The following is a 22,898-nucleotide window of genomic DNA, read 5'->3' as shown; positions in this document are numbered from 1 at the left end:
AGCCCCCCCCCCCTCCCCCCCACCGCGCCCGCCGGGCCCCCGGCCTCCGCCCGGCGGGGTCGCTGGCGGGGTGCCCTGTCCCTCCCCATGGGGAGGGACAGGGCACCGCTCGCTACGGGTGGTACACGACCTCCGGGAAGGCCCTGGACGGGCCGTCGAGCAGGTCGCCGTGGTGGCGGCCCCGCAGGTGGAGGTCGAAGAAGGCGAGCGGGTAGGCCTGTTGGATGCGCGTGCCGCGGTCGGGGTCGAGGGTGCCGACCTGGGACTGGATCTGCTGCTCGGTCATGCCGAGCAGCCGGCCCGCCTGGGGGATCAGGGTCATGTTGTCGCCGTAGGAGGAGTGGACGGCGCCGGTGGCCTGGACGTCGAGGCGCCAGCCGCGCAGGTGGTTCCAGAAGGTCTCGGCGGCCGGGTTGGTGGCCCGGGCGAAGGCGGCGGTCATCATCATGAACGGCCGGTCGATGTCGGTGGTGATGGCGGGGTTCGACTGCATCGGCCCGTCCAAGGAGATCCCGGCGCGGATGCGGCGGTCGGCGACCATGGCGAGGGCGGTGCCGGTGCCGCCCTTGGACCAGCCGAAGGCGCCGATGTTCCGCGCGTCCAGGCCGCCGAGCAGGCCGGCGGGCAGGGGGCGGCCGTCGACGTCGGGGTTGCGGCCGTCGGCGAGGTCGACGACGCGGTCGAGCAGGAAGAGCAGGTCGGCGGCGTAGTCCCTCGGGTACAGGCCGGGGGCGGCGCCGTCCCGGGTGACGACGGTGCCGTCCGGGAACTCGGTGAAGCCGTCGTGGGTGTGGTCGACGGTGACGACGGCGAAGCCGTGGCTGGCCAACTCCTGGACCGCGATGGTGTGGTCGCCGCGGTGGCTGCCCGCGCCGTGCGAGTAGAGGACGACGGGCAGCGGTCGGCCGCCGCGGTGGACGGGCGCGCCCTGGTGGCCCGCGGTGAGCGGGGTGAGGGAGAGGGGGAGCGGGAAGCCGACGTCGTCGAGGAAGGCGCGCATCGCACCCTCGGTCATCCAGGGGGCGAGCGGGTACGAGGCGGCGTCCGCGGTCCGGGCCGGGTACCAGACGGTGGCCATCAGCTCGCGGTACCGCCCGGGCCGGGCGTTCGGGTCCGGTCGGGACTCGTCGCGCAGGTGCAGCGGAACCATGCCCACCGGGAACGGGCCGGTGGGCGCGGTCAGGGTCAGCCGGGCGGGGGCGTCCGTGGCGGCGCCGGCGGAGGCGGGGGGCGTGGAAGCGGGAGCGGCCGAGGCGGCGCCGGCGAGGCCCAGCGGCGCGGCGGCACCCATCGCGAGGGCGGCGCCCAGCAGGAGTCGGCGGGTCGGCCCGGCGCGGTGCGCGAGGGGCGCGGTGTCCATCGGCGTGGCGGTGTCCATCGGCGTGGTGTCCATGCGCCGAACGCTGTCACACGGTGCGGATCGAAGGCGTCAGCCCGTGGATTGATCCAACGTCAGCGGCCTGTGGCCCACGGGTGTACATCCCGGGGCCGATGCGGAGGCGGGGGCCGATGGGATTCACTCGCGAGGCCCCTTGGACAGGACCTAGGCTGGGGCGGTCCGGGAGGGGGCGCGATGGGCGAGGGGCAGGGGTACAGCGCGGACGAGGCGCTGCGGAGGTCGGGTCCGGTGGCCCGGGGCGGGCGGCTGCTGGGCGGTTTCCTGTTCGCGGCCTTCGCGCTGGTGGTGGGGGTGGTGGTGGTCGGCGCGGACGTGGTCATCGTCTGGTGGTCCTTCGAGACCGCCACCTGGCTCGGCCTGCTGGTGCTGGTCGGCTCGGCGGTGGCGGGCGTCTACGCCCGGGCGCGCGTGCTCGCCCCGGGGCCGCCCGGCACGGAGGCGCGACCGCCCAGGTAGCCCGCGGCGGAGGGCCTCAGGAGGAGGCCTTTCCCGGCAGTCGGATCACCGCCGAGCCGCGGGCCAGGTCCACCCCGGTGCGGTTGGGCGGGGCGCCGTCCTCGTCGTCGTCGCGCAGCATCAGTGACGACTGCCGCTCCTTGAGTTCGTGCTGCTTGCCCGCCGAGAAGGTGGCGTGCAGCTGCTCGAACCCGGTCGCGGAGACCTGCCCCTGCCGGGCGCCGGTCCGCCAGGGCAGCAGCCCGGCCCGGCCGGCCCGCAGCAGCACCTGGTCGACCACCGCCAGCGCGGTGAGCAGCAGCACGAGCCCCGGCAGTGTCAGGAAGACGAGGAACCCCATGCGGCCAGTATCGCCGCCCGGCGCGCCGTCGGAAAGGGGCGGCCCCGGGCCGGGTGTGCTCGGCGCGGCCGGTCGGTGACGGCCGGGTCGGTGTCGGTGGTGTGGAAGGCCGAGGTGGGGCGCGGGTCGGTCATGGCGCCCACCCTCGGTGAGGTCCGGCGCGTCGGCCGGACGGCGCGGGCGTGCCCCTCGGCGCTCCTGGGCCCGAGGGGCGGGACGCCCGCGCGCGTTCGTAACCGTTCGTGTCCTTGGGTCGGTTGGGGATTTCCGGTCGGGCGCCGGCGAGTCAGACGCCGACCGCGGTGCCGGCGTGGGCGGAAGCCGCCTGGTACTCGTCGTCGCCCTCGAACCGGGCTTCACACCCGGTGGCCAGGGTGCTGGCGACGATGACCGGGTCGAGGAGTTTGGAGCCGGAGTTCAGCTTGGCGATCCCGCTCTGGTCGGTGGTCGCCGAGCCGACCCGCTGGCCGCTGGCGGTGCTGTAGAAGGTGATCTGCCGCCCCACGATCGGCTTGCCGTTCGCGTCGGTCAGCGTGGCCTCGAAGTCGCCGCTGATCGGTGCGTTGAGGACCACGTGGCCGCTCACCGTGCGGGCTGTGAGATGGACGGGCTTCTTCTCGGAAGTCATGGCGTAACCTCCCGGATGCGCTGGGCTACTACTTCCACCGTAGGCACTCGCGCGGCGGTCCGCATCCGGGCGCGTGGCGGGGCGCTGGGCCGGGTGCGGGATCGCCCCAACTCGGCTGCAACTGTGCGCAATCGGCTCGGTGGCGGGGCCGGCGCACGGCTACGCTGCCGGGGCGGGAGCCGCACGGCGGCGCGCAGGCCACTCGACATTCCCCGGAAGGCGGACCATGCCCTCGACCACGTCGTTCAGCAGTGCGGAAGCGGTCCGCAGGGAAGTCGCCGTCCGTCTCCGGGAGATCTGCCGCGACGCCGGGTTCAACGGGCGCGAACTGGCGCTCCGGGCCGGCTGGCACCCCTCGAAGTCGTCCAGGATCATCAACGCGCTGACCGCCCCCTCCGACGAGGACATCCGCACCTGGTGCCGGCTGTGCGGGGCGGAGGAGCAGACGGCCGACCTCATCGCCGCCACCCGGTCCGCCGACTCGATGTACGTGGAGTGGCGGCGCCTCCAGCGCGGCGGGCTCACGCGGTTGCAGAACTCCTACCTGCCGCTGTTCGAACGCACCGAGGTGTTCCGGGTCTACAGCTCCTCCCTCGTCCCCGGCTTCCTGCAGAGCCGGGACTACGCCACGGCGCTGCTGTCCGCCATCACCCGCTTCCACGGCACGCCCGACGACGTCGAGCGGGCCGTCGAGGCCCGGCTGGCCCGCTCGCGCATCGTCCGGGAGGGCGGGCGGCGGTTCGCGCTGCTGATGGAGGAGTCGGTCCTGCGCCACCGGATCGGCGACGCCGACGCGATGCGCGGGCAGTTGGCCGAACTGTCGGCCGCGACCGAGCTGCCCGCGGTGGCGCTGGGGATCATTCCGGCCGGTGCGGCGCGGGAGGTGTGGCCGCTGGAGACCTTCAGCGTGTACGACGGCGAGCGGGTCGAGGTGGAGACCCTCACGGCGAGCCTGACCGTGACCCGGCCCCGCGAGATCGCCCACTACCTGGACGCCTTCGAGAAGTTGTCCGCCACGGCCGTGTACGGCGACCGCGCCCGGGCGCTGATCGCCTCGGCCCGCGACGCGCTCGGCTGACGGCGCGAGTAGCACGGGGCCGGTGATCGACACGGGGGGACGCCCATGGACCACCTATCCGAGCTAATCTGACGGTCAATCAGTTAGTGTCCGGTCGCTCCGGACCATGATGCGGTCAGTATCCGTAACGGAAAGGGCGGTTCGCATGGCCAGCATCAGTGGGCAACCGATCCCCGCGATCACCGAGGCGACGCTCGACGAGATCGCCGCAACCGGCCTCCGCGGCCCGGGCAACACCGTCAACCAGGCCGTCGTCGACCTCGGCAACGCCCTGGTGGCGGCCGTCCAGGGCGACGAGTCGGTCCAGCTCCCCCCGGAGCTGGCCGAGTTGGTGGCCAGGGTGCGGCAGATCTCCGACGTCGAGGTCACCAGGATCCCGGTGGAGGAGAACGGCGGGAGCATCGACCTGTCGGCGTTCACCATCAAGCTGAAGGGCGACGAGCGGCGCCCGGTCGTGATCCTGCCCGCCGGCTGGAACCCGCTCGGCTGGCTGCCCTTCGTCTACGCCTACTTCAAGCTGGCACTGCGCGGCTACCACGTGCTGACCTACACCCCGCGCGGCCTCGGCTTCCCGAACTGGATCTCCACCTCCGAGGGGCGTGTCGACGTCGCCGGGCCCAAGGACTGGGCCGACGGCTCGGAGGTGATCACCTACGCGAAGGCGCACTTCAACCCGAACAAGGTCGGCTTCCTCGGCCTGTCCTACGGCTCCGGGATCAGCCAGCTGGTCGCCGCGCACGACGAGGACAACCGGGTGGCCGCCGTGGTCGCACTGAGCACCTGGGGCAACCTGGCCACCAGCCTCTACGCCAACGACACCCGGCACCTGATGGCCGTCGACCTGCTGGTCGGCTTCACCGGCGGGGAGCGGGACGACAAGTTCGACGAGGAGGCGCTGGACATCCTCGACAAGTTCGCGGAGAACCGCGACCTCGACGACGTGATCGCCTGGGGCACCGAGCGCTCGCCGGAGACGTACCTGGACCGGACCAACGAGCGCCGCATCCCGACCTTCATCTCCAACACCTGGCACGAGACCCTCTTCCCGGTCGCCCCGGTGGTCGACGTCTTCGAGCGGCTCGACGTGCCGAAGCGCCTGAACATGTGGATCGGCGACCACGGCGCGCCCGAGGGCGCCGGCCTGTCCGGCCTGCCGGCCGGCCTGCCCTACCCCGGCCTGGGGGACCCGGTCCGGGAGGCCTATGAGTTCCTGGACCACCACCTGCTCGGCGCCCCGAACGACGTGCCGAACTGGAAGCCGGTGAAGAACCAGGTCATGTTCACCTACAAGACCAAGCCGTTGGTGGGCAACGTCCGCCGGATCACCCAGGCCGCCCGCCGGGAGGAGTACGGCTCCTGGGCGGATGTCACCACCGGTCACGAGCAGTGGTACCTCACGGGCACCAACGGCGACGGCGACGGCGCGCTGGCCGACAAGCAGAACGACGGCTGGTCGCGGAGCTTCACCGCCGGCCTGGAGACCAAGGCCACCGCGGTGGACGAGGTGATGGACACCGGCCAGAAGGAGTGGACGGGCAACCCCAGGAAGTACGTGCTGGGCGAGTTCGAGCGGGAGAACCTGCTGGTCTGGTCGACCGACCCGCTGACCGGCAGCGACGGGGTGGCCCGCCGCATCCGGGGCGCCGCCGACGTCCGGCTGACGGTGCGCAGCACCGAGGAGGCCGCCACCCTGGTGGCGTACCTGTTCGACGTCGCCCCGGACGGCAACGCGCGGATCATCACCCACGAGCCGTACACCGTGCTCGGCCTGACCCCGGGCGAGGACGTCACCGTCGGCTGGAAGCTCCAGCCCGCCGCGTACGACGTGGCGGAGGGCCACCGGCTGGCCCTGGTCGTCAACAGCCGTGACCAGCTGTACTCCTACGCCGCCACGAAGGGCACCGTCACCATCGGCTCGCCGAGCGGCGACGAGTCCCGGCTGGAGCTGCCGCTCGGCTGATCCCGAACGGGCGCCGGACGGCACCGAGCCGCCCGCCGCCTCGGGCCGGGCCCCAAGCGGAGGTCAAGGAGCCTTGACCTCCGCTTGGGCGCGTTCCGTGCTGACGTCGTGTCAGACTGTGCGCCCCGCAGGCCGATGAGGAGGATTCGGTGGATCTGGCGCGCCCCCTGATCGAGGACTTCCCCGCCCATCCGGACGGTGACCCGGCCGAGGTCCTGGCCCGCGCCGTCCGGGCCCGCCGCACCGCCCTCGGCCTCACCCTCCCGGACCTCGCCGCCCGCGCCGACCTGCCGGAGGCCGACGTCCGGTCCGTCGAGGCGGGGCTCGCGATGCCGACGCTGGCGCTGCTCACCCTGCTGTCGCGCGCCCTGCGCGAGGAGTAGCGCGAGAAGTGGCGCGAGGAGTGGCCGGCGGAGTGCGCGCGGCGGCGTTCAGGCCGGTTCGTACGTTCAGGCCGGTTCGTAGGAGGTCCGGCGGACCAGGGCCCGGGCCTGGAGGGAGTCCATCGGGCGGGCGAAGAGGTACCCCTGGCCGAGCGGACAGCCCATGGCGGCGAGCAGGTCGCGCTGGTCGGCGTGCTCGATGCCCTCGGCGATGACCTGGACGCCGAGGGTGTCGGCGATCCGGGTGATGCCCTCGACCAGGGCGTACTGCTGGGGCGAGTGGCCGAGGCCGTCGATGAAGGACTTGTCGATCTTGAGCAGGGTGATCGGGAACTCCCGCAGGTAGGACAGCGAGGAGTAGCCGGTGCCGAAGTCGTCGATGGCGATCCCGACGCCGAGGCCGGACAGGGTGGCCATGTCGGCGTGGACGCGGTCGTCGCGGCGCATCAGCACGGACTCGGTGAGCTCCAGGACGAGGGTGTGGGGGTCGATGCCGGAGCCGGACAGGGCACGGCGGACCACGTCCACGAAGCCGGCGTCGCGGAACTGCCGGGCCGAGACGTTGACGTTGACCCGCAGCGGGGGCCGGCCGGCCGCCGTGCGGGCCCGGGAGCTTGCGGCCTGCCAGGCGGCGACCTCCTGGGCGGCCCGCTCCAGCACCCAGGCGCCGAGCGGGACGATCTGGCCGCTCTCCTCGGCGAGGGCGATGAACTCGTCCGGCGGCACCATGCCGCGCCGGTCGTGCGGCCAGCGGACCAGGGCCTCGAAGGAGACCAGATCGCCCGAGCGCAGATCGACGATCGGCTGGTAGTACAGCTGGAAGGCCGATTCGGCGATCGCCGAGTCCAGGTGCTCGTTCAGCTCGTGCCGCTCCACCATCCCGGTCTGGAGGGCCGGCCGGTAGTGGCGCCACTGGCGGCGGCCGGCCGCCTTGGCGGAGTAGAGCGCGAGGTCGGCGTGGGCGAGCAGCTCGGTGGCGTCCACGCTGTCCTCGGTGGTGGCCACGCCGACGCTGGCCGTCACCCGGACCGCGCCCGAGGTGAGCGCGAACGGCTCGGCGAACACCGCCAGCACCCCGGCCGCGATGGTGTCCACGTCGGCGGGCCGCCTCGCGTCCTCCACCAGCACCGCGAACTCGTCGCCGCCGAGCCGGGCGGCGGTGTCCGAGGCGCGCAGCGCGGCGGAGATCCGCAGCGAGACGGCGACCAGCAGCTCGTCGCCGACCGCGTGGCCCCGGGTGTCGTTGACCACCTTGAAGTCGTCCAGGTCGATGAAGAGCACCCCGGTCACCGCCCCGCTGCGCCGACCCCGGGACAGCGCGTGCCCGACCCGGTCCAGGAACAGCACCCGGTTGGCCAGGCCGGTCAGCGCGTCGTGGAAGGCCCGGTGGGTCAGCTCGCGCTCCATCCGCCGCTGCTCGGTCACGTCGCGCAGGGTGAGCACCAGGGCGCCGACGGTCGGGTCGGCGCGCAGGTCGTCGGAGCGGACCTCGGCCTCGATCGTGGTGCCGTCCCGGCGCAGCAGCCGCCAGTGCTCGCGGGGCTGCTCGCCGCGCGGCGGGCCGCTCCCCCCGCGCATCCGGGCCAGCGCCCCGGCGACCTCCCCGCTCTCCTCGGGCGGGACGAGGTCGGTCAGCGGGGTGCCCGCGAGGTCCGGGTGGCCGAGCACCGCCTCGGCGGAGGGCGAGGCGTAGCGCACCCCGTCGTCCGGGTCGAGGATCAGGATGACGTCGCTGGCGTTCTGCACCAGGGTGCGGAAGTACAGCTCGCTGTTGCGGCGGGTGACCTCCCGGCTCAGCACCACCCGCTCGACGGCCAGGGCCGCCTGCGCGGCGAGGATCTCCAGCGAGCCCCAGAGGCTGGTCAGCTCCTGCTCGGTGCCGGTGACGACGAGCGCGCCGATCAGCGGGTCACCGGAGGGGCGCTCGGCGAGGGTCAGCGGGCAGACCAGGGCGAACGGCATGCGGCCGAACCGGGCGGGGAAGCCGGTGTCGGACGGGTCGGGGCCGCGCAGCCCGAGGGATCCCACGGGCAGCAGCAGGGTCCGGCGGGCGGCCGCGAGCGCGAGCACCCGGTCGGAGTCGGACCGCGTGGCCTCCCCGGGGGCGGGCCGGTCGGCGCCGCGCTCGGCGTGCCGGACGTGCAGCGTCCCGGCCTCGGCGACGGCGAGCAGGGCGACGTGCCCGGCCTCGGTCGGCATCAGGGTGGAGGCGGCGGACTGGACGGCGTCCGCGACCTGCTCCACGGTGACGGCGGCGGTCAGCCGGGCACCGGCCTCGCGCAGCGTCCGTTCGCGGGCGACGGCCTGCCGGCGGGCGGAGACCACCACCGCCAGCCGGGCCAGCACCAGCAGGTACAGCAGGGCGGAGAAGGCGCCGATCACGCCCGCGTTGCTGGTGTTGCCGGCCAGCGCCTCGATGATCAGGATCGCCGGGGCGATCAGCGAGGCGAGGGTGAGCAGCACCAGCCGGGAGGTGCTCAGGTCCGGCTGCTGGGTGGGCACCGGCCGGGTCAGCTCGACCATCGACGGGTGGAGCGCCGCCGCGCCCCAGGCGGTGTAGAAGGCGGCCCAGCCGAGTTCGACGGGCGTGCCGATGTGCCAGGTGCCGTGCAGCTGGATCAGCCCGTACAGGACGTCGGAGACCAGCAGGCCGAGCGCGCCGACGGCGAGCAGCCGCAGCGAGCGGGAGCTGCCGCCGCGCGAGGTCAGCAGCCGCAGCAGCAGGGCCAGGACGACGATGTCGCCGAGCGGGTAGGAGATCGACACGGCCTTCTGGAACCAGCCGAGGTCCGGGTTCCGCGCGTACGGGAGGATCAGGTAGATCCAGGAGAGCAGGGCCAGCCCGATGGTGGGGATGAGCGCGTCGAGCAGACCGGCGCGGTCCTGACGGGCCGTGCGCCAGCGGATGAAGCCCAGCAGGCCGACCGCGTACAGCACGTACTCGGCGAGGTAGAAGCCGTCCGCGGCGGAGGGGAACGGGTTGGGCAGGCGCAGGATGTCCAACTGGACGGCCTGCACCACCTCGCCCGCCGTGAAGCAGAGGTTGGCGAGCGCCAGTGCGTACCAGTACCGCGCGTGCGCGGGGCGGTTGAGGCGGACGCCGACCACGACGGCGGCGACGCCACCGAGGCCGACGCCCGTCCACCAGACGATCCGCTGGCCCGGGTTCGCGTAGTAGATGCCGGTGAACAGCACCATCCAGAGCAGGTAACAGGCCATCAGGCGTTGTCGCCGGCGAGTCAACGAGGCTACCTCCTCCGCGACACCACCCCGCCGGTCGGGCAGGGGAGTTCGGGCGAGGGCGGGACGGGCGAGGCCGGTGGGGCCGGCCCGGGTGGGGCGGGTGAACGCTTCCGCGCAGCGGCGAGGCGCCCGGTCGTCCCGCGACCGGACGTCCTCTCTGGGGCACGAGTGCGTATAGTCGGAAATGTCGCACTCCCCAGCATTCTGCCGCCACAGCACGAGGTCAAGCCGGTGGACGACGCAGCAGGCAGCGCACAGGGCGCACGAACGGATGCGGGTTCCGGCCGTCACGCCGTGGTCCGCAACGGCCACGGTCAGTACGCGATATGGCCGGGTGGCTTGACCGTCCCGACCGGCTGGCGGCAGGTGTACGGGCCGGCCGGGCGGGCCGACTGCCGGGCCTGGGTGGAGCGCGAGTGGCGCCCCGCCGGGCTGGGCATCACCGGCGGCACCCCCGTGCCGCGGGCGGCGGCCGGGTTCGCGGACACGGTGCACGGCCTGTTCCGCGCGCGGGCGGCGCACGACCCGCGGGCGCTCGCCGTCGTCGCCGCCGACGCCACCCTGGACTTCCACGAACTCGACCTGCGCAGCGACGGGTTGGCCGCCGAACTACGGGCCCGCGGCACCGGGCCGGAGCGCGTGGTGCCGGTCTGCCTGGAACGCGGGGCCGCTCTGGTGACCACCTGGCTGGCCGTGCTCAAGGCGGGCGGGGCCTTCCTGCCGCTGGACCCGGACCACCCGCCGCGACGGCTGGCCCGACTGGTCGAGGACTGCGGGGCGCGGGTGGTGGTCGCGGACGGCGAGCGGTTCCACGGGGCCCCGGGGGTGGAGGTGTTGAGGCCGGACGCCGCGTGGACGCCGGCACCGGACGTCCGGCCCGGCGGCTTCCGGCTCGACGACGGCGCCGCCCCCGACGACCTCGCGTACCTCATCTACACCTCCGGCACGACCGGCCGCCCCAAGGGCGTGCCGGTCACCCACCGCGCGCTGCTGTTCACCCTCGACCGGATCGTCCACGCCTACCGGCTGCGCCCGGGCGAACGCGTGCTGCAACTGGCCGCGCTGGGCTCCGACACCGCGCTGGAACAGGTCTTCGGCGCGCTGCTCGCCGGCGCGACCGTGGTGCTCGGCGGCGGCGGGAGCGCGGGCGGCACCTGGGCGCCCACCGAACTGGCCGGCCGGCTGCCCGGACTGGACCTGGCCGTCGCCGACCTCACCCCCGCCTACGCGCACCACCTGCTCGACCTGCTCCCGCCGGGCGGGCCCGGCCCGCGGGGGCTGCGGCTGGTGGTGGTCGGCGGGGACGCCGTGCACGCCGACGACTGCCGGCACTGCCTGGACCGGCTGCCCGGCGTGCTGCTGCTCAACGCGTACGGGGTCACCGAGGCGGCCGTCACCTCCACGCTCTGCGAGGTCACCGCAGACCTGCTCGGCGCGGGGCCGGGGGCTTCCGGTGCGGCGGGCGCCTCCGCCGCGCCCGGGGCTTCCGGTGCGGTGAGCGCCTCTGCCGCGCCGGTGCCGATCGGGCGGCCGCTGCCCGGGGTGCGGGTGCACGTGCTGGACGCGCGGCTGCGCCCCGTCCGGCCCGGGGAGAAGGGGCAGATCCACGTCGGTGGGCCCGGCCTCGCCCGGGGCTACTGGCGGCAGCCCGGCCTCACCGCCGAGTCCTTCCTGCCCGACCCGTACGCGACGCTGCCCGGCGAGCGGATGTACCGCACCGGCGACGCCGGGCGCTGGCGGGAGGACGGGCAGCTGGAGATCCTCGGCCGCTTCGACGACCAGGTGAAGGTGCGCGGCCACCGGGTGGACCCGGCCGAGGCCGAAGCCGTCCTGGCCGCGCACCCGGACGTCCGGCAGGCGCGGGTCTCGGCCGACGGGCGGGCGGCCGACGGCAGCCGGACGCTCACGGCGTACTACACGCTCGCCTCCGGGGCGGCCGGCGGGTCGGCGGGGATCCGGGCGTTCCTGGCCGAGCGGCTGCCGGAGTACCTGGTGCCGACCGAGTTCGTGCCGCTGGAGGCCATGCCGCTCACCGCGGCGGGGAAGATCGACCGGCGGCGGCTGCCGCACGCCCCGGTGCGGCCGGCGGCGCCGGTGCCGAGGAGCACCGGAGAGGGGGCGGTCGAGGCGCGGGCGGTCGGGGAGGAGGCGATCGGGGAGCAGGCGGCCGAGGCGCAGGCGGTCGAGGAGGCCGTCGGACAGCTGTGGGCCGAGCTGCTCGGGGTCGAACGGGTCGGCCCCGACGGCGACTTCTTCGCGCTCGGCGGCACCTCGCTGCTCGCGATGGAGATGCTCGCGCGGGCCCGGATCGTGTTCGGCGTCGACGTCGGACAGGTGCGGACGCTCACCCGCGCGCTGCTGCGCGACCCCGTGCTGCGGGCCTTCGCCCGGGCGCTGCGCGCCGCGCGCCCGGGGGCCGCCCCGGAGGCCCCCGGGGGCGGTGCGCGGGGCGGCGGGGACACCGCCGTCGACTGGCTCGCGGAGGCCCGGCTCACCGAGGACGTCCGGCAGTCCTGGAACCCGGCGCCCTCCCGCGCCGACCCCGCCGAGATCCTGCTCACCGGCGCCACCGGCTTCTGCGGCGCCCACCTGCTGCACGCGCTGCTCGCCACCACCCGGGCGCGGATCCACTGCCTGGTCCGCGCGCCGGACGAGGAACACGCGCTGGAACGGCTGCGGGCCGCGCAGCAGCGCTTCCTGCGGCACGACCTCGCCGACCCGCGGGTGGTGCCGCTGGTCGGCGACCTCACCCGGCCCCGACTCGGCATGACGGACCGTCAGTTCGACTGGATGGCGGGAAGGCTGGACGCGGTCTTCCACCTCGGTGGGCAGGTCAACTTCCTCTACCCGTACCACCAGCTGCGGGCGGCCAACGTCGGCGGCACCCGCGAGGTCGTCCGGCTCGCCGGGCACAGCCGGGGCATCCCGGTGCACTACCTCTCCACCCTCGCCGTACTGGCCGGATTCGGCGCGGCGGGCGTCCCGAAGGTCACCGAGCGGACCCCGCTCGCCCACCCGGAACGGCTCGGCGTCGGCTACGTCGAGAGCAAGTGGGTCGCCGAGCGGCTGCTGCGCGAAGCGGCCGCCGCCGGGCTGCCGGTCACCGTGCTGCGCACCAACGACGTCACCGGGGACCTGGCGGACGGGGTGATGAACACCGGCACCGAACTGTGCGCGCTGATCGCCTACCTGGCCGACAGCGGGACCAGCCCGGACGTCAGGCTGCCGCTGGACTTCGTCCCGGCCGACCGGTTCGCCCGCGCCCTCGCCCACATCGCCGCCCACGCGCCCGCCACCGGTGAGGCCTACCACCTCACCTCCCCGCGGCCGGGGGTGCTCGCCGACCTGGCCGGGAGGCTGCGGGCGCGCGGCCACCGGATCGCCGAACTGCCGTACCGGGACTGGGTGCGGGGGCTGGTCCGGTTCGCCGCCGGGCACCCGACGCACCCCGTCGCACCGTTCGTCCCGCTGTTCGTGGACCGGGCGCCGGGGTCGGAGCTGTCGATCAGCGAGATGTACTTCCGGCCGACGTTCCCGCTCTTCGACCGGGCGAACGCGGACGCGGCGCTGGCCGGAAGCGGCATCGAACTCCCCCCGGTGGGATCCGAGTTGATCGACCACTACCTGGCCGGGCTGGAGCGGGAGGGGTTCCTGCGGGCGGCGTCGCCGTGACCGCCCCCGACGCCGCCCCCGGTGCCGCCCTGGCCGCCGCCCTGGACGCGCTCGACCTCCGGCGCGCGCCCGCGGACGGTCCGGTGGCCTTCGGCGGGACCCTCGGGGCCGACGAACTGCTCGCGGCGTACCGGCGCGGACTGTTCCCCCTGCCCGCGGCGGACGTCTACGCGAGCGCGTACAACGAGGCCGTGTACGGCGGCGACGTCGAGGCGGGCGAGGTGGCCCTGCTGCCGGGCGGGGCGGACCCGTACGCGCTGGCCTGGTGGTCGCCCGACCCCAGGCCGGTGATCGCGCCCGGCGGCGTGCGGCTCGGGAGCCGGCCGGCGCGTCGGCTGCGCAACCGGGCCGGCTGGTGGACGAGCGCCGACCGGGCCTTCGGGCGGGTGCTGGCGGCCTGCGCGGAGGGCCGCCAACCCGTGTGGCTGACGCAGGAGTTGGCGGCGGCGCTGGTGCGACTGCACGACCTGGGGGCGGCGCACAGCGGGGAGGTGTGGGAGGGGGAGGAGCTGATCGGCGGGGTGTTCGGGGTCGCGGTCGGGCCGGTGCTGAGCCTGGACTCGATGTTCCACCGCCGCCCGGACGCCGCCCGGGTCGCCGTCGCCGACCTCGGGGCGCGGTTCGCCGCGGTGGGCGGGCGGCTGCTCGACGCGCAGTGGGACGGGCCGCACGTGCGGAGCCTCGGGGCGGTGCCGATGGCGCGCTCGCGCTACCTCGCGGAACTGTCCGACGGCGGCACGGCCGGCCCGCCGGACCGGGCGATGCTGCCGGCGGCGCGACTGGGCTGACCGGCCCCGGCGCCTGCCGCTCCGGTGCCGCACCGGAGGCCGCCACCGTCGCCGATCCGGCCGCGACCGCCGCCGGGGCCTACCCGGCCGTGCGCCGTCCCGGGCCCGGCGGGGCGCCGCGCCGGCCGCGGGCCGTGGCCGCGAGGGTCAGGGCGGTGGCCGCGGCGAGGGCGGCCCAGGCGACGGTGAAGCCGTGGGTGGCGTCGCGGAGCAGGCCGAGGGCGGGCGGCACGAGGATGACGGCCAGCTGGTTGACCGCCATGACCAGACCGAGGGCGAAGCCGGTCCGCCCCGGTGGGGCCGATTCCGCCAGGTGGGCCACCCAGGGGCCGTACCAGCCGATCCCGAAGAAGCCCAGCCAGGTGAACAGCAGGGCGGCCGCCACGGGTGACCGCCCCGCCGGGGTCGCCAGGGCGGCCAGCCCGGCCGTCACCGCGCCCAGGCTGACCAGGACGGGCAGGAAGCGCCCGGCGAGGCTCCGGTCGCTCCAGGCCGCCAGTCCGATCCGGCCGACCGCCCCCGCGACCTGGACGGCGACCAGGACGGCGGCGGTGGGGCCGGGGGCGAGGGCCGTCACGTCGTGGAGGTACAGCGCACCGAGCACCCCGATGCCGCTGTGCACGGAGACCAGGGCCAGGCCGGAGAACAGGATCCTCCGCATGGCCGGCTCGCGGAGCATCCGCAGCCGGGAACGGAGCGGGGACGCCGATGGCCGGTCCGGGGCGGCCGACGCCCGTTCCGGGGCCGCCGACAGCCGGTCCGGGGCGGCCTGTGACGCGCGGTCCGCGGCGGGGAGCGCGGCCGCGCCGGGAGGCCGCCGGTAGAGGGCCGTGAAGGCCCCGGCGCCCAGCAGCGCGACCAGCCCGCCGACCACCAGGGCCGACCGCCAGCCGTGCGCCACCGCGACCAGCGGCAGGACGGCGGCGGCGAGCGCCCCGCCCAGTGGCAGTCCGGCCTGGCGCACGCCCATGGCCAGCCCCCGCCGGGCGGGGTCGAACCAGGCCGCCACCGACTTGCTGCCGCCGGGCTGCACGGTGCTGTACCCGGCGCCGACCACCAGCAGGACGACCAGCAGGGACCCGTACCCCTGCGCCAGGCTGCCGAGCAGCAGCCCGGCCGCGACCACACCCGAGCCGAGGCCGACGACCCAGCGCTCGTTGTACCGGTCCAGCAGCTCACCGGCCACCAACAGGCCGATCAGCGGCACCAGTTGGGCAGCCGACAGGAGCAGGCCGAGCCGGCTCGTGCTGAGCTCCAACGCGCTCTGCAGGGGCACGGCCATCGCCCCGATGCCCTGCACGAAGAAGCCGGAGGCCGCCTGGGTGACGGTGGCGACGGCGAGGACCACCCAGCGGTACCGGGGGGCGTCCCCGAGGGCCGCGGGCGCGGTGAGCGTCCGGGCGTCAGTGTGCTGACTCATGTCCGACAGCCTGCTGTAATGGCCTTATGCACCTCAACCCTTACGGCGAGGGCGCCGTGCACCTCGCCGCCGACCTGGTCAACCACCGTCCGCAGAGCGCCGAGGAGCTGGCGGACCGGTGCCGCACGGCCGGGCTGGTGGTCGAGGGGCCGGTCGGAGCGGCCGACCTGGCACGCGTCCTGGCCCTGCTGGACGCCTGGGAGTCGGTGGTCGACGCGGCGGGCGAGCGCGAGCGGGCCGAGCGGCTCAACCGGATGCTGGCCGCCGACGCCGACCACCCCCGGCTGACCGACCACGCGGGCGGCTGGCACCTCCACTACCGCGATGACGACCGGTCCTTCGCCGCCGTGCTGTCCACCCTGATCGCCGTCGGCACCGCCTTCCACCTGGTGGGGCGCGGCATGCACCGGCTCGGCCGGTGCGCCGTCGCCGAGTGCGCCACGGTCTTCGCCGACACCACACGGACCGGCCGCCGCCGCTACTGCACCCAGCGCTGCGCCAACCGCGACGCCGTCCGCCGCCACCGGGCGGCGGGCCGGTAGCGCGGGTGACTGGATACGATCACCCGGGACCCCCTCCATCCGGCCGGCCGTCGGGCCGTGGGAGGGTCGAGGGGTGACTGTCCGTCCGTCCCCGGGGGAGAACGTGGCCGTGCCCGCCGCTCCGCTGCCGAGCCACCGCGAGATCGAGAACCTGATCGCGCGCTACGCCGAACTCGTGGACGACGGCGACTTCGCGGGGCTGGGCGCGCTGCTCGCCGACGCCGCCTTCGTCGGCAGCGGCACACCGGTGAGCGGCGCCGAGGCGATCGAGGCGATGTTCCGGGAGACGCTGGTCGTGTACGCCGACGGCACGCCGCGCACCCATCACGTCACGAGCAACGTGGCGGTCGAGGTCGACGAGCGGGCGGGGACGGCGGCGGCCCGCTCGTACGTCACCGTGTTCCAGGCGCTGCCCGAGCTGCCGCTGCGGGCCGTCGCGGCCGGCCGCTACCACGACCGCTTCGCACGCGGGGAGGACGGCCGGTGGCGGTTCGCGGAGCGGCGGGTGCGGATCACCCTGGTCGGTGATGTCAGCCGCCACCTGCGGCGGTAGCGTTCGCCGACCAGGGCGAGGAGAGGCGGGGCCGCGGTGCGGGAACGACTGGCGGGTGCGGCACGGGCCGCGCTGGGCGGTGGACGGCGGCTGGCGGCCGCCGAACGGCTGGCGGGCGGCAGCAAGAAGGGCGTGTACCGCCTGGTGATGGACGACGGGACGTCGGCGATCGCGTACCGGTGGGCCGCTGCCGAGAACTACTGGCCGGCGGCCGAGGGGGACGACGACCTCGCCGACCCGTTCTCGCCCGGGCTCGGGGCCGGCCTGTTCGAGGCCGCACACGCCCGGCTGGCGGCGCTCGGCGTCCCGGTCCCGGCGATCCGCTACATCGGGCGCGAGGTCGAGGGCGAGGTCGAGGGCGGGCACGGCGCCCCGGCCGACCTGGTGGTCGTCGAGGACGTGCCCGGCGAGAACCTGGAGGGGCTGCTCGCCCGTGACCCGCGCGCCGCCGCCCCGGTGCTGGCCCGGCTGGGGGAGGCGCTCGCGGCGATGCGGGGCCACCGGGCGCCCGGGTACGGGAAGGTGGCGGTGGTCGACGGCGGCGGGGCCTCGCACGGGACCTCCTGCGAGGGCGTCGTCCTGGACCGCGCGCTGCGCGACCTCGCGGAGGCGGCGGCGCGCGACGCCCGGATCGCGGACGCCCGGGAGCGGTTGGCGCGGCGGCTGCTGGACCTGGCGGCGGCGGTGCGCCCGCGCGCGGAGCACGCGCTGGTGCACGGTGAACTGGGGCCCGACCACGTGCTGGTGGACGCGGCCGGCCGCCCCGTGCTGATCGACCTCGAGGGCGCGATGTACTTCGACGTCGAGTGGGAGCACGTCTTCCTGCGGATCCGGCTGCGCGGGGCCGACTACCGGCCGCTGGCGGTGGACGGACTGGACGAGGACCGGCTCGCCCTCTACACCCTGGCGCAGCGGCTCTCGTTGACGGCCGGGCCGCTGCGGCTGCTGGACGGGGACTTCCCGGCGCGGGCGGCGATGGCGGGCATCGCCGAGTACAACCTGCGGCGGGCGCTGGAACTGGCCGCGGGCTGAGCACGGCCGGGCCCGGCGCGGCCGGGACCGGCGCGGCCGGGAACGACGCGGCCGGGGCGGTGTTCCGTACTTCCCGTACGGAACACCGCCCCGGCCTCGGCCCGTCAGGCCCGAACCGTCAGGCCCGGCCTGTCAGTGGTCAGTTCGACTCGTAGTAGGCCTGGAGGTCGACCAGGAGGTCGGCGTTCTGCCAGCCCTGGTTCCAGAAGTCGATGACGCTGCCCTTGCCGCTGGAGCTCTGCGTGAGGTTCGGGACGGTCTGGCCGGCCGTCCAGTTCAGCGTCGAGGAGACCGGACGGTCCGGGGTGACCGCCGTCCCGTTCAGGTAGGCGGACCAGAAGTTCGGGTCGGGGTTGACCGACAGGAAGCCCGGCCCGGCGGTGTTGGTGACGGTGGTGTTGAACACGTAGCCGTCGAACCTCGGGGTGGTCGTGTCGCCCTCCAGGCTGAGCGCGATGTAGTTGCGCGCCGTGATCGGGGTGGGCTTGCCGCTGCCGTCGGGCAGCCGGGTGTCGAGCAGCCGGAGCGGCTTGCCGATCGGCACCAGGGCGGAGCGGCTGGCGGGGGTGTAGTAGCCGACGATGTCGAGCACCACGTCGGTCGGCTTCCAGCTGCCGTTGCGGATGGTGATCTTGCCGTCCGCGCCGACCGGCACGATCGCCGCGTTGGCGACGGTCTGGCCGCCGGTGAAGTTCAGGTTGGAGGTGGTCGGCACCGCCTGCCCGGTCGGGTAGGCGATCAGGTGGCCGGCGTCCTGCGGGCCGGTGGCCGTCAGGTTGACCGCCACGGCGGTGACCCCGGCCGGGACGCCGTTGCGGCCGGTCATCTGGACGTCGAAGCTGCTCAGGCCGGGGACCTGGCCCAGCGGCGCCCCGATGGCCGAGCGGGTGTCGACGACGCGGGTCTGCGTCACGGACTTGTAGCCGCTGGCGGCCTTGGCGGCGAAGTAGCCGGTGACGTCGGCGAGCAGGTCGACCGACTGGAAGCTGGAGTTGAAGAGGTAGACGTAGCCGTCGTAGCCGACGGTGGCCACCACCAGGTTCGGGACGGTCTGGCCGGCGACGAAGTTCAGGTTCGACGTCTCGGCCGTCTCGGCCAGGGTCTTCGTGGGCTGCACGGAGACGTGGCCGTCCGCCGTGGCGTTGGTGACGGTGACGTTGAGCACCACCGCGTCGACCCCGGCGGGGATCTGGCCGGCGCCGTCGATCTTCAGGGCCACCGTGCCGCGGGCGGGGACCTTGGCCGCCGGGGCGCCGACGCCCCAGCGGGTGTCCAGCAGGCGGGCGGGGGCGACCGGGGTGAACTCGCTGCCGAGGGTCTCCAGCGAGAGGGTGTTCGTGGCCTCGACGGCGTTCGCGGTGTCCGTCGCCGTGACCTTGACGTCGTACCGGCCGGTCGAGGTGTACTTGTGCTTGGTGACGCGCTTGTCCAGCCCGCCGCCGGCGATGCCGGCGTTGAAGGTGTCCGACGTCCCGTCGCCCCAGGCGATGGTGACGGCGACGGTGCCGGTGGCGCTGGGGGTGAGCTGGGTCTCCAGGTCGACGCCGTGCGCGCTGGTGAGCGTGGCGCGCAGGCCGATCCCGATGGTCGCGGAGAGCGGCGCGGCGGCCGGCGCACCCTGGGCGGGCGCCGCGGCCCGGGCGCCGGGCTTCGCGGTGACGACCGTACGGTCGGCGGCGCTGTCGTAGGTCTTGGCGGGCAGCTGCTTGATCGCGTCCAGCCCGACCGCGTTGGCGGCGGGCGAGGCGGGCTTCGAGGACGGAGCGGCCGCCTGGGCCGTCCCGGACGTGGCGATACCGACACCGGCCGCCACGAAGGCGGCGAGGACCACAAGTCGGCGGTTGTGCACCGATTCCCCCACAGTTGTGTGAATAACTGAACACATTCGGCACAGTTCGAATGTGCTCAGAGAGTACAGCTCGCACGCACTTCGGGGGACCTGGTTTTTTCCGGACGACCGGCCCCCGGACGCTTTATGAATGGGCGTCGCATTTGCACGGTAAGGGGGCGAAGGTTCTGTTCGCGCGAGGGAATGGCGCCCTGGGGGCTTTTGCCACCCCTTGACCGCTCCCGCGGTGGTGCGGGCCCGGCCGGGCGGCGCCGGAAGGCGTTCGTGTCGTCCGCCGCAACGGCCGGGGTCCGGTCCCGCCCTCCCGTACCCTTCCCCCATGCTCTCCGTGGTGGTGGCCCCCTGGACGGGCGACTCGAAGCCGGTGTTCGCCCGCAACCCCGACGTACTGCACGACGCCGCGAGCACGATGAAGGTCGCGGTGCTCGCCGCGCTCTGCCGAAGCGGCGCCGACCTCGATGCCGAGGTGCCGGTGGTGAACCGCTTCGAGTCCGCCGTGGGCGGCGAGTTCGTCAACGACCCGGACTGGGACAGCGATCCGCTGCCCTGGGAACTGCTCGGCACCCACGTGCCGCTGCGCCTGCTCGCCGAGCGGATGATCACCCACTCGTCCAACCTCGCCACCAACCTCTGCCTGGCCCGCACCACCCGGCAGGCCGTCGCCGACGTGTGGCGCCGCGCGGGAGCCACCCGCAGCGCCACCCCGCGCGGGATCGAGGACCGGGCAGCGCGCGCCCGGGGCTTGCACAACCGGGTGAGCGCCCACGACCTGGTCCGGCTGCTGCGCTCGCTGGCCGGCGAGCCGGAACTGCTCGCCCTGCTCGAACAGAACGACTTCCGGGTGGACCTGGCCGCCGGCCTCCCGGCCGACACCCGGATCGCCTTCAAGAACGGCTGGGTCCCCGGCGCCCGGCACAGCGTCGGCCTGGTCCAGGCGGCGGACTGCCCGCCCTATCTGATCGCCGTCTGCTACACCGGCCCGCTCGCCGACGGCACGGACCGCACCGACCCGGCGGCCCGGCTGCTCGCCCGGATCTCCCGGGCGGTGTGGGACCGGCGCGACCAGATCACCGCGCGAGCGCCGGCGGCCCCGGCGGCGTCGCTGCGTCCGACGGGTTGAGCCGGACGGGACCCGGCGGGCCGGCGGGGCGCCACGACACCGCCCCGCCGGGCCCGTGTTCGAACCCGAAGGGCTCCCGGCGTCGTCAGTACGGCCGCACCAGGACGTGCGCGGCACCGGGGATGCCGACCTTCAGCAGCTCGTCCTCCTCCGGCGTGGTCGCCGCGCCCGTCTCCTGCTTGAGGATCGCCCGGGACAGGGCCTGGACCCACATCGCGCGCGGACGGCGGCGCTCCTCCCAGGCGGTGAGGGCGGCCGGGACGCTGTCGGCCGCGTCGAGGCTCCGGGCGAGCACCAGGGCGTCCTCGACGGCCATCGCGGCGCCCTGCGCCAGGTGCGGGGTGGAAGCGTGGGCGGCGTCGCCCGCGAGGACGATCCGGCCGACGTGCCAGGGCTCCTCGACGGTGACCTGGGAGATCCGCGAGTAGACCACCGCGGCCGGGTCGGTGACCTGGGCCAGCGCCTCGGCGATCGGGCCGCCGAAGCCGGCCAGCCGCTCGCGCAGCTGCTCGTGGGCGCGCTCCGGGTCCGGGCGGAAGTCCTCGGCCTCGGCGAAGACCGAGCCCAGGTACATCAGGTCCGCGCTGATCGGGGTGAGCAGCGCCTTCGCCCTGAGGTTGCCGGAGGACATCACCACGCCCCGCACCTCGGGCGAACGCGGCAGCGTGACGCGCCAGTTGGCGAAGCCGGTGTACTCGGGGGCGTACTTCTCGCCGTACAGCCGGCGGCGCAGCGGCGAGCCGATGCCGTCGAAGCCGACGACCAGGTCGTAGCGGCCGGTGTGTCCGTCGGTCAGGGCGGCCTCGACGCCGTCGGCGTCCTCACTCAGGGTGGCGATGGTGGTGCCGAACCGGACGGTGGCACCGGCCTTGACGGCGGCGTCGGCCAGGACCCGGGCGAGCGCCGGGCGCGGGATGCCGTTGTTGGAGGGGGCGTCGCCCATCCGGGGCTGGGGGATGGTGGCGAGGGTGGCGCCGGCCGGGTCGCAGATGGTCAGCACCTCCCACTCGAAGCCGACGGACAGGCAGTCGTCCAGGACGCCGATCTCGCGCATCACGTGCAGGGCGTTGGACGGCTGGATGATGCCGACACCGAGGGCCTCCAACTGCTCGCGCAGCTCGGCGACATCGACCTGGTGGCCGCGCTCGGCGAGGGCGGTGGCGAGGGTGAGGCCGCCGATGCCGCCGCCGTGGACGAGGACGCGCAGGGGACTGGTCATGTGGAGTGCTCCGGAAGGAAGTTCAGGCGGTTCGGGGTGAGCCGGGAGGGTTCAGACGACGGGAGCCGAGGCGAGGTCCATCAGGTGGTCGACCAGGGCGAGCAGCAGGTCCCGCCCGAAGGCGCGCTCGCGCACGTCCCCGAGCAGCATCGGCACCTGCGGGTCGAGGTCGAGCGCGGCCCGGATCTCCTCGGGGGTGCGGGTGTTGGTGTTGTGGAAGCAGTTGATCGCGACCACGAACGGGATGCCCCGGCTCTCGAAGAAGTCGATGGAGGCGAAACTGGTGTCCAGCCGCCTGGTATCGGCGATGACGATGCCGCCGAGGGCGCCGTTGACCAGGTCGTTCCACATGAACCAGAAGCGTTCCTGGCCGGGCGTGCCGAACAGGTAGACGACCAGCTCGGGGCTGATCGTGATCCGGCCGAAGTCGAGCGCGACGGTCGTCGTGGTCTTCTGGTCGACACCGGCCAGGTCGTCGACGCCGACGCTGGCCCGGGTCAGGTACTCCTCGGTGCGCAGCGGGGTGACCTCGCTGACCGAGCCGACCAGGGTGGTCTTGCCGACGCCGAAGCCGCCCGCGATCAGGATCTTGACGGCGGCCGGGGCGGCGGGGTCGTCGGTGGCGGAGTGGGGTGTTGCCATGTTCAGAGTCTCCGGAGTCCTTCGCGTACGGCCGTGAGCAGGCCGAGGTCCACGCCCCCGGCGGCCCGGGCCACCGACAGCGGCGCCCGGGCCTTCAGCAGGCCCTGGGCGACCAGGTCGCCCAGCAGGATCTTGGTGACCGAGACCGGGAGGTCCAGGCCCGCCGACACCTCGGCGACGGCTGCCGGGCGGCGGCAGTGTTCGAGGATCAGCCGGTGCTCGGGCTGGAGACCGCGCGCACCGGCGCGGCTGCCCCGCGCCAGGGCCGCGGCGGCCTTGTCCTCGTCCGTGGTGAGCACGGTGATGAGGGTGAGGTCGTCGCGCTCGGGCGCGGTCCGGCCGCGGGTGATCGTGTACGGGCGCACCATGGTGCCCGACTCGTCCTCCGCCTCCTCCTCCGCCAGGTCGCTCCAGTGCGGCACCGCGCCGCGCCGCCAGCGGTCGTCCCCGCCGGACTGCGGGCCGGACTGCGGGCCGGGCTGCGGGCCGTCGGCGGGGACGGGCCGCGGACCGGCCGGCCGGTCCCCCTCGGGGCCGTCCGCCCAGGCGTCGTTCCCGTACGGGTCCACCCGCG

19 protein-coding genes are annotated in these 22,898 nt (G+C 74.8%); 10 read left to right on the top strand and 9 right to left on the bottom strand.

The window, feature by feature from the left end; all coding sequences use genetic code 11:
* Window positions 1-112: 112 nt before the first annotated feature.
* Window positions 113-1,393 (bottom strand): alpha/beta hydrolase family protein, encoded by a 1,281-nt coding sequence (locus tag ACFRAR_RS24740; RefSeq protein ID WP_380700367.1) that lies wholly within the window; start codon window positions 1,391-1,393, stop codon window positions 113-115.
* A 180-nt stretch (window positions 1,394-1,573) separates the two neighbouring features.
* Here ACFRAR_RS24740 and ACFRAR_RS24735 point away from each other — a divergent pair, with 180 nt between their 5' ends.
* Window positions 1,574-1,855, top strand: coding sequence for a hypothetical protein (locus ACFRAR_RS24735; RefSeq protein WP_380700366.1), 282 nt, complete (start codon window positions 1,574-1,576; stop codon window positions 1,853-1,855).
* A 16-nt stretch (window positions 1,856-1,871) separates the two neighbouring features.
* On the opposite strand, the gene ACFRAR_RS24730 is transcribed toward ACFRAR_RS24735, so the two are convergent.
* Together ACFRAR_RS24730 and ACFRAR_RS24725 are read right to left on the bottom strand one after the other, a co-directional pair.
* A complete protein-coding gene (locus tag ACFRAR_RS24730) occupies window positions 1,872-2,195 on the bottom strand; it encodes a DUF6191 domain-containing protein (RefSeq protein ID WP_380700365.1) in 324 nt (107 codons plus the stop codon).
* 286 nt (window positions 2,196-2,481) lie between these two features.
* Window positions 2,482-2,823, bottom strand: a complete 342-nt coding sequence (locus ACFRAR_RS24725) for an Ig-like domain-containing protein (RefSeq protein ID WP_380700364.1) — start codon at window positions 2,821-2,823, stop codon at window positions 2,482-2,484.
* A gap of 226 nt (window positions 2,824-3,049) precedes the next feature.
* Between ACFRAR_RS24725 and ACFRAR_RS24720 the strand changes: the two genes are divergently transcribed.
* The 3 genes from ACFRAR_RS24720 (at window position 3,050) to ACFRAR_RS24710 (ending at window position 6,244) form a co-directional block, all read left to right on the top strand.
* Window positions 3,050-3,901: a helix-turn-helix domain-containing protein gene (locus ACFRAR_RS24720; RefSeq protein ID WP_380700363.1), complete on the top strand. Its 852-nt coding sequence runs from the start codon at window positions 3,050-3,052 to the stop codon at window positions 3,899-3,901.
* A gap of 145 nt (window positions 3,902-4,046) precedes the next feature.
* Window positions 4,047-5,861 (top strand): CocE/NonD family hydrolase C-terminal non-catalytic domain-containing protein, encoded by a 1,815-nt coding sequence (locus ACFRAR_RS24715; RefSeq protein ID WP_380700362.1) that lies wholly within the window; start codon window positions 4,047-4,049, stop codon window positions 5,859-5,861.
* 149 nt (window positions 5,862-6,010) lie between these two features.
* A complete protein-coding gene (locus ACFRAR_RS24710; RefSeq protein WP_380700361.1) occupies window positions 6,011-6,244 on the top strand; it encodes a helix-turn-helix domain-containing protein in 234 nt (77 codons plus the stop codon).
* A 66-nt stretch (window positions 6,245-6,310) separates the two neighbouring features.
* On the opposite strand, the gene ACFRAR_RS24705 is transcribed toward ACFRAR_RS24710, so the two are convergent.
* Window positions 6,311-9,487, bottom strand: coding sequence for a putative bifunctional diguanylate cyclase/phosphodiesterase (locus ACFRAR_RS24705; RefSeq protein WP_380700360.1), 3,177 nt, complete (start codon window positions 9,485-9,487; stop codon window positions 6,311-6,313).
* Between the two features lie 168 nt (window positions 9,488-9,655).
* On the opposite strand from ACFRAR_RS24705, the gene ACFRAR_RS24700 reads away from it, so the two are divergent.
* Complete coding sequence (locus tag ACFRAR_RS24700) at window positions 9,656-13,159, top strand: amino acid adenylation domain-containing protein (RefSeq protein ID WP_380700359.1); 3,504 nt, start codon at window positions 9,656-9,658, stop codon at window positions 13,157-13,159.
* Window positions 13,156-13,947 carry a leucyl/phenylalanyl-tRNA--protein transferase gene (locus ACFRAR_RS24695; RefSeq protein ID WP_380700358.1) on the top strand — a complete coding sequence of 264 codons (792 nt, stop codon included), beginning with the start codon at window positions 13,156-13,158 and terminating at the stop codon, window positions 13,945-13,947. The genes ACFRAR_RS24700 and ACFRAR_RS24695 overlap by 4 nt, the downstream gene beginning before the upstream one ends.
* 79 nt (window positions 13,948-14,026) lie before the next feature.
* On the opposite strand, the gene ACFRAR_RS24690 is transcribed toward ACFRAR_RS24695, so the two are convergent.
* Window positions 14,027-15,367, bottom strand: coding sequence for an MFS transporter (locus ACFRAR_RS24690; protein ID WP_380700357.1), 1,341 nt, complete (start codon window positions 15,365-15,367; stop codon window positions 14,027-14,029).
* A 26-nt stretch (window positions 15,368-15,393) separates the two neighbouring features.
* On the opposite strand from ACFRAR_RS24690, the gene ACFRAR_RS24685 reads away from it, so the two are divergent.
* From ACFRAR_RS24685 to ACFRAR_RS24675, 3 genes are all read left to right on the top strand, one after another.
* On the top strand, window positions 15,394-15,909 hold the full coding sequence (locus ACFRAR_RS24685; RefSeq protein ID WP_380700356.1) for a CGNR zinc finger domain-containing protein: 516 nt from the start codon (window positions 15,394-15,396) through the stop codon (window positions 15,907-15,909).
* A 73-nt stretch (window positions 15,910-15,982) separates the two neighbouring features.
* On the top strand, window positions 15,983-16,462 hold the full coding sequence (locus tag ACFRAR_RS24680; protein ID WP_380700355.1) for a nuclear transport factor 2 family protein: 480 nt from the start codon (window positions 15,983-15,985) through the stop codon (window positions 16,460-16,462).
* Between the two features lie 36 nt (window positions 16,463-16,498).
* Entirely contained in the window at window positions 16,499-17,494 is a 996-nt protein-coding gene (locus ACFRAR_RS24675; protein WP_380700353.1) for a phosphotransferase family protein, read from the top strand.
* A gap of 139 nt (window positions 17,495-17,633) precedes the next feature.
* Here the strand turns inward: ACFRAR_RS24675 and ACFRAR_RS24670 are convergent, their stop codons facing one another.
* Window positions 17,634-19,355, bottom strand: coding sequence for a PKD domain-containing protein (locus ACFRAR_RS24670; protein ID WP_380700352.1), 1,722 nt, complete (start codon window positions 19,353-19,355; stop codon window positions 17,634-17,636).
* A gap of 307 nt (window positions 19,356-19,662) precedes the next feature.
* Here ACFRAR_RS24670 and ACFRAR_RS24665 point away from each other — a divergent pair, with 307 nt between their 5' ends.
* Window positions 19,663-20,463 (top strand): serine hydrolase, encoded by an 801-nt coding sequence (locus tag ACFRAR_RS24665; RefSeq protein ID WP_380700350.1) that lies wholly within the window; start codon window positions 19,663-19,665, stop codon window positions 20,461-20,463.
* 85 nt (window positions 20,464-20,548) lie between these two features.
* Here the strand turns inward: ACFRAR_RS24665 and ACFRAR_RS24660 are convergent, their stop codons facing one another.
* From ACFRAR_RS24660 to ACFRAR_RS24650, 3 genes are read right to left on the bottom strand one after another with little or no spacing between them, the layout of a single operon-like run.
* Window positions 20,549-21,682, bottom strand: coding sequence for an FAD-dependent monooxygenase (locus ACFRAR_RS24660; protein WP_380700349.1), 1,134 nt, complete (start codon window positions 21,680-21,682; stop codon window positions 20,549-20,551).
* A gap of 51 nt (window positions 21,683-21,733) precedes the next feature.
* Window positions 21,734-22,324 carry an ATP/GTP-binding protein gene (locus ACFRAR_RS24655; RefSeq protein ID WP_380700348.1) on the bottom strand — a complete coding sequence of 197 codons (591 nt, stop codon included), beginning with the start codon at window positions 22,322-22,324 and terminating at the stop codon, window positions 21,734-21,736.
* 2 nt (window positions 22,325-22,326) lie between these two features.
* Window positions 22,327-22,893 (bottom strand): DUF742 domain-containing protein, encoded by a 567-nt coding sequence (locus tag ACFRAR_RS24650; RefSeq protein ID WP_380700347.1) that lies wholly within the window; start codon window positions 22,891-22,893, stop codon window positions 22,327-22,329.
* Window positions 22,894-22,898: the final 5 nt, after the last annotated feature.

Origin of the sequence: Kitasatospora sp. NPDC056651 (assembly GCF_042792155.1) — a bacterium.
Classification (GTDB): domain Bacteria; phylum Actinomycetota; class Actinomycetes; order Streptomycetales; family Streptomycetaceae; genus Kitasatospora.
This window is presented reverse-complemented; position numbering and strand designations above follow the sequence as displayed.